General features: G+C 41.7%; 7 protein-coding genes. 2 read left to right on the top strand and 5 right to left on the bottom strand.

Translation table 11 applies throughout. From position 1 onward, the window contains the following. Positions 1-2,014 (bottom strand): leucine--tRNA ligase (leuS, locus tag ACI882_RS05035; RefSeq protein ID WP_411748440.1); only part of this gene is annotated, 2,014 nt, incomplete at its 3' end. A 193-nt stretch (positions 2,015-2,207) separates the two neighbouring features. Here leuS and ACI882_RS05030 point away from each other — a divergent pair. Further along, on the top strand, positions 2,208-2,450 hold the full coding sequence (locus ACI882_RS05030; RefSeq protein WP_411744748.1) for a rhodanese-like domain-containing protein: 243 nt from the start codon (positions 2,208-2,210) through the stop codon (positions 2,448-2,450). A 74-nt stretch (positions 2,451-2,524) separates the two neighbouring features. On the opposite strand, the gene ACI882_RS05025 is transcribed toward ACI882_RS05030, so the two are convergent. The 3 genes from ACI882_RS05025 to ACI882_RS05015 all read right to left on the bottom strand — a co-directional run bounded on the left by ACI882_RS05025 (position 2,525) and on the right by ACI882_RS05015 (position 4,225). Further along, complete coding sequence (locus ACI882_RS05025) at positions 2,525-3,649, bottom strand: AI-2E family transporter (RefSeq protein ID WP_411744761.1); 1,125 nt, start codon at positions 3,647-3,649, stop codon at positions 2,525-2,527. A 152-nt stretch (positions 3,650-3,801) separates the two neighbouring features. After that, positions 3,802-3,963 carry a DUF1328 domain-containing protein gene (locus tag ACI882_RS05020; protein ID WP_411744749.1) on the bottom strand — a complete coding sequence of 54 codons (162 nt, stop codon included), beginning with the start codon at positions 3,961-3,963 and terminating at the stop codon, positions 3,802-3,804. A gap of 49 nt (positions 3,964-4,012) precedes the next feature. Beyond that, positions 4,013-4,225: a hypothetical protein gene (locus tag ACI882_RS05015; protein ID WP_411744750.1), complete on the bottom strand. Its 213-nt coding sequence runs from the start codon at positions 4,223-4,225 to the stop codon at positions 4,013-4,015. A gap of 183 nt (positions 4,226-4,408) precedes the next feature. On the opposite strand from ACI882_RS05015, the gene ACI882_RS05010 reads away from it, so the two are divergent. Continuing rightward, positions 4,409-5,842 carry a sensor histidine kinase gene (locus ACI882_RS05010; RefSeq protein WP_411744751.1) on the top strand — a complete coding sequence of 478 codons (1,434 nt, stop codon included), beginning with the start codon at positions 4,409-4,411 and terminating at the stop codon, positions 5,840-5,842. 42 nt (positions 5,843-5,884) lie between these two features. Here the strand turns inward: ACI882_RS05010 and ACI882_RS05005 are convergent, their stop codons facing one another. After that, positions 5,885-6,268, bottom strand: a complete 384-nt coding sequence (locus ACI882_RS05005; RefSeq protein WP_411744752.1) for a response regulator — start codon at positions 6,266-6,268, stop codon at positions 5,885-5,887. Between the last annotated feature and the right edge of the window lie 50 nt (positions 6,269-6,318).

Here is a 6,318-nt window from a genome sequence, read left to right as displayed (position 1 = left end):
GTCGTTCTAGGAACTTTTTCGAGCCTTGAACACCAGATTCGGTCCATTCTAAGGTTTGCTCTGGAGGTGCAGCAAACATAGAGAACAACCGAACTGTATCTGCGCCGTATTCATCAATAGCCGCCTGTGGGTCTTTACCATTCATCTTAGATTTAGACATTTTGGCAATACCACCATACACCAAAGCATCACCAGTCGATTTCTGAACACCGCTGATTATTTTGCCTTGGTCGTCTTTCGTTGGCTCAACATCATCAGGAGAAACCCAAACACGGGTGGAACCGTTCATTTTGTACCAGGTTTCTGCCAAGACCATGCCCTGACATAAAAGATTGGTAAATGGCTCACTGGATTCAACCAACCCTTCATCACGCAAGGCTTTATGGAAAAAGCGTGCGTACATAAGGTGCATTGTCGCGTGTTCAATGCCGCCGATATATTGATCGACTGGCAACCAATAGTTCGCTTCGACCGGCTCTAACATGCCTTCATCGTAATGCGGTGTGCAGTAGCGGGCGAAATACCAGCTAGATTCCATGAACGTATCAAAGGTATCCGTCTCACGAATGGCTGGCTGACCACGCCATGTTGTTTGTTCAAAATCTGGGTTATTTTTGATCGGCGAGTTAGCACCATCAAAAACAACGTCGTACGGTAATTCAATTGGGAAGTCTTCTGCTGGTTTAGCTTCACCATCGACATAAACAACCGGAACCGGCGTTCCCCAATAACGCTGACGACTAACACCCCAATCACGTAGACGGTAGTTAGTGGTAACCGAGCCTTTACCCATTTTTTCTAAGGCGCTTGAAATTGCTTCAAAAGCGGTGTCGAAACTTTGACCATTGAAATCACCAGAGTTAACCAACACACCTTTCTCAGTAAAGGCTTCTACGGTTAAATCACAGGCTTTGTCAAAGCCTTGTTCGGGTTCTATTACTTGAGTGATGTCTAAATTATACTTTTTCGCGAATTCGTAATCGCGCTGATCGTGACCCGGAACGGACATAACCGCACCGGTACCGTAATCCATCAACACAAAGTTGGCAGCCCATACTGGGACTTCTTTACCCGTCAATGGGTGTATCGCCATAATACCCGTGGCACAACCTTTTTTCTCCATCGTGGCCATATCGGCTTCGGAGGTAGTTGAGGTTTTACATTCATCTATAAAACCAGATAATTCTGAGTTAGCTTTAGCCGCTTCAACTGCAATAGGGTGCCCTGCCGCTACCGCAACATAGGTTACGCCAAATAAAGTGTCAGGACGTGTGGTGTAGACCTCAACTTGCTCATCACTGTCTTTGATATCAAAGCTTAGGTTTACTCCCTTCGACTTACCTATCCAGTTTCGCTGCATGGCAACGACTTCTTCAGGCCAACCTCTAAGGTTGTCTAATTCTGTGAGAAGCTCTTCAGCGTAAGCTGTAGTGCGGACGAACCATTGGTCCATCTCTTTACGCACGACGGGTGTATCACAACGCCAACAGCAGCCATCGTGTACTTGCTCATTTGCAAGTACAGTTAGGTCATTTGGGCACCAGTTTACAAAAGACGACTTCTTATAGGCCATGTCTTTTTCGATCAAGCGGGTAAAGAACCATTGTTCCCACTTATAGTATTCAGGCTTACAGGTCGTTACTTCACGGCTCCAGTCGTAGGCAAAACCTAACAACTTAAGCTGGTCACGCATGTAATCAATGTTTTCAAATGTCCATTTCGCAGGCGCAACGTTGTTTTGAATCGCTGCGTTTTCCGCCGGCATACCAAAAGCATCCCAACCAATTGGCTGAATGACATTTTTGCCTTGCATACGTTGGAAGCGACTAATGACATCACCAATGGTGTAGTTACGAACATGCCCCATATGCAGCGCACCGCTTGGGTATGGCAGCATCGACAGGCAATAGAACTTTTCTTTGTTGTTGTCGACAACGGCCTTAAAGACCTGCTTTTCATCCCAGACTTGCTGGATTTTGCGCTCAATTGCTGCGGGGGAGTAACTAGCTTCCATGGATTTAACAACTCACATAGTTAACGATTAAAAGACCAAGCGAATGGCTCGGATATAAGAGGGTATAAGAATACCTTAGTCACGCAGTCTTTTAAACGGCTACGGCTTAAGAATAAAGGCTATAAATAGGCATTGACTTTATATAAGTAAATGCTAATATAGATTTATCTTATATTTTTTTAAGGACTTTCCAATGCAACATATACTCGATGTTCGGTCTCCAGCAGAATTTCAACAAGGCCACGCTCCAGGCGCGATTAATATGCCAGTCGATCAGCTTGCTATTCAGCTAAGCAATGGCTCCACCATGGACAAAAACGATGAAATAACGATTTATTGCTTATCAGGCGCGCGCGCGGGTGTTGCGAAAACATTGCTCGATCGAGCGGGATACACTAAAGTCACCAACGCGGGTGGCCTCAGTAACATGATCTAAAATCACAAAGCCCGTAAGGTCACTAGAAGCCTTAAATCCTTATTGGATTTAAGGCCATTTAAAAACCGGATTCATTAATCGTTACTCCCCAGAAGTATTGCGATTGGATTCAGTAATGTAATTTGCGTACACAATATTTTGATACTCGCGAGAAGCGGTATGGCAATCAGCATACCAACAACACCCCACAACCATCCCATGAACGCCAAAAACACAAAGTTGGCCACTGGACTCACTTTAAGCTGGCGACCGGTATATAAAGGAGTGACTAGTTGGCCTTCGATTCCGGTAACCACCATAAACGCAAACGGGGGTAACAGTATTTGATGAAACGAATCTAAACTAAAAAAACTTACTAAGGCAATGATTAACCACGTTATTAATGGGCCAATATAGGGCACAAAGTTTAGCGTTGTTGCCAGTACCCCCCACAGTAGCGGATTAGGCATTGCTAAAGTCCACATTAAAATCGAAGTGACAACCCCAACCCCGAGATTAATGATAGTGATCGTTGCTAGATATTTAGAGATACAACTCTGAATGGCACTAATGAGTTCAACGGCTCGACGCTTATCTTTAAATGTTGGCATAATTGAGACTATTTTTCGTGAGTAATTACCTTCGCTTGCCAACATAAGAAATACGAGCATAACAATAAACACACCTTTAATAAAAAGACTAGAACTGGCTTGTAACGTACTAGGAAGATCAAGCCCAGCTTGAACGTATCCAGTATCCTCTTTTTCTTTTTCTTTTTCATCGGCATTGTCATTTTCAGTAATTGATAACTCTCCTACTTGATCTTTGACTTCCTGAAATTTAATAAGTGGTTCGCGCAAAGGTTGGAATTTAGCCTCAGCGACACCCAGTAATTCAGGCGCACGTTCCACCCACTGAGCCGCAGGAACAGCTAATCTATAGAAACCAAAACCCACCAGTCCAACAATTGATCCAACAATAAGTGCGGCAGAAAGTATAGAGGGGATTTTAAATGATGATAGAAAACGAACTGTAGGCTGCAGTATAAGTGTCAACAAAATGCTTAAAGTTATTGGCATAAGAATTCCCGCAGCATAATAGATACTATATAAAACAGCTAACGACGCCAACGTTAAGATGGAAAAGGTAAGTATTTTCTGTAGAGACCTCAAACTTAGCGTGCTAGCTAAGGGCTGTCTTTTAGTTACTTTAGCACTCACGATAAGCGAGTCATTTGTTGAGTTCTCTCCATCGGTTTTAGTCAAACTACTTACCTCGTGATGCTTTGATTAAAAGCCAAAGAGCAGCCTTCAGTTAGTAAGTTGCCCTTGGCTTATAAGCTTGTACTCAGTACCTACTAAGGTCAATGTTTTTAAGGCTTTCTTCGCCCAGTGAGTGCAAAGACAATCGCTAATAACAATCCAACGACAAACAATACCCACGCCATACTTGAAGCGGCACCAGCAATTCCAGAGAAGCCCAGAAAAGCAGCGACAATCGCAATAATTAAAAACGTAACAGCTAGATTAATCATAATTATTTCCTTGCAGATAAATGATATTTATTAGTCTATCAAGCGATAATTAGTTAGTTGCATCTTCTAGCTCATCTTCAACATCGTCAGCGGCATCACCAACACTATCCGCTGCATCGTCAAATGCATCGCCAACATCATCTACTGTGTTATCGATTGCTTCACCTGCTTGCTCTGCTTTGCCGTCTGTTGCATCACAGCCAACAAGCGCTAAAACAATAAAAAGTGTACTCATTGCAGTTTTAAAAGCGGTCATTTTCATATTTATCTCCTAGTAGTCAAAAGTAAAATTAGCTTACTTATCGCGAACAAATTAACTTGTTTCGCGTTGATACTTATTATGAACACACCATTTTGCTATTTCTGTCGGCATATTAGTCTTTCTCGTGTAGGTGAAATCCTGCATAATACTTAAATAGATGACTAATGAAGGGTTCTACCAACAATGAATACCGACAACCTCGATTCTGATAGTAAATATACCCAGAATGAAAACAATTCTGCTGAAAGCGCATTAGAACCAGTCTCAAACTACTCTAAAAAAGTTCTACTACTTATAGTCAGTACAGCATCACTAATATTTTTGTTAGTAATGTTAATGACCTACTTCGAGCGCACTAACGTTATCATTGAGAACACTCAAGACGATTATGAAACCATAGATTCTATCGATGAACTAAGAATGATTTTGCTTAGAATTGATGTTGAATTCAGTAATTTCATTTTAACGGGGGATGTTGAGAGAATCGCTAATTTTGAGGGAGACATTAGCTCAATGTCTGACCAATTAGAGACTCTTCATAAAAAATGGCAGGGGTTTATCACACACTCAGACATCATTGAATTAAAAACCGATATCAATCAAGTAATCGATAAACTTCAATGGGTTACCTTTAGTGAAGATCGAAATTTATCAACCCAGAAACTAGCGGTCGATGTTGCAAAACAAGCTATACAAGATGCGCGAGAAGAGCTAGGCTCAATCCGAACCAACCTGGTGTTGGGCACTAAATCCAACCATACTAATAATCTAAAGCAAATCGAGCGAATTAAATGGATTATGGTTTCGCTTAGTGCCGTTTCTTTTTCACTTATTTTATTCCTCTTTAATTTAACATTAAAAAATGACCAACTGCACCGAGACCTTTCATTAGCGATGGCGAACAAACACCAGAAGCTTGAAGCCATGGTCGAAGATCGTACGAAAGATTTGATGGGGTTAGCCTCTTACTTAACCCGCATGAATGAAAACGAGAGATCGCGCATTGCTAGAGAACTCCATGATGAACTGGGTGCTTTGCTCACCGCTGCTAATATGGACAGTGCTTGGATTGCCCGCAACCTAAATGATGAAGACAAGGATAAGTTTTCACATCGACTGTCTCGGCTTTCAGATAACCTTAAACGCGGTATTGCATTAAAGAGGCAGATCACAACAAGCCTCGTACCGCCACTTTTGAGGGAGTTGGGTTTACAAGAAGCATTACGAGATATGATTAGTGAACTTGAATCATTAGCACCAGAGACAACGTTTAATCTGTCGTTCGTAGGTTTATTTCCTCACATAGATACTGAACAAGAACTAGCTCTTTATCGAATTTGCCAAGAGTCGCTCACCAATATTAGTAAATATGCAAAAGCAACGAAAGTTAGTGTGGTTTTAATTGTAAAAGGTGGCCATATATTCATGAATATTGAGGATAATGGCGTAGGATTTGATACATCGAATCGCCCTACGGGCACACATGGTTTAGTTAGTATTCGGTCCAGAGCGGCGATGTTTGAAGGAGTCTTAAATGTCACTTCGATAATTGATCAAGGGACAAAAGTAAATACAAGCATGAAGTTGAAAACCATTGACGAAATAAACGAAAATTAAGATTTGCAAACAAAGGGACTAGCACAACGATAAAGAGATATATTATGAGCTTGCAGACAAGCTACTAACGTAGTCAGTAAGATCATCTAGCTGGTAAGACTTATCAAAATATCCCTCGATACCTAACGCCTCACAGCGACTCTTTAACCCTTTCGATGTATTATTGGTAAAGACAACTTTTTTCGGATCACCATATTTTTTACTTTGACTATATAACGCTCTGAGCACGCCCAAACCATCACCCTCTTTAAGTTGCAAGTCAACGACAACCAGGTCAGGATGGTTTTTAGCAATGGTTGAAAGCGCAGCTTCTTCCGTCGCTGCAACACCTACAAGTTCGGTCTTTGGCATTGACTCGATAACTTCAGTGACCATTTCTTGGAGTAGAACAGAATCTTCTACTAATACTATTTTTAATCTTCTCATACATTCACTCTCTTACTACTTTACTGCCGTTGCTACTGCATTGCTGGTAT

Origin of the sequence: Reinekea sp. (assembly GCF_046710285.1) — a bacterium.
Lineage (GTDB): Bacteria > Pseudomonadota > Gammaproteobacteria > Pseudomonadales > Natronospirillaceae > Reinekea.
This window is presented reverse-complemented; position numbering and strand designations above follow the sequence as displayed.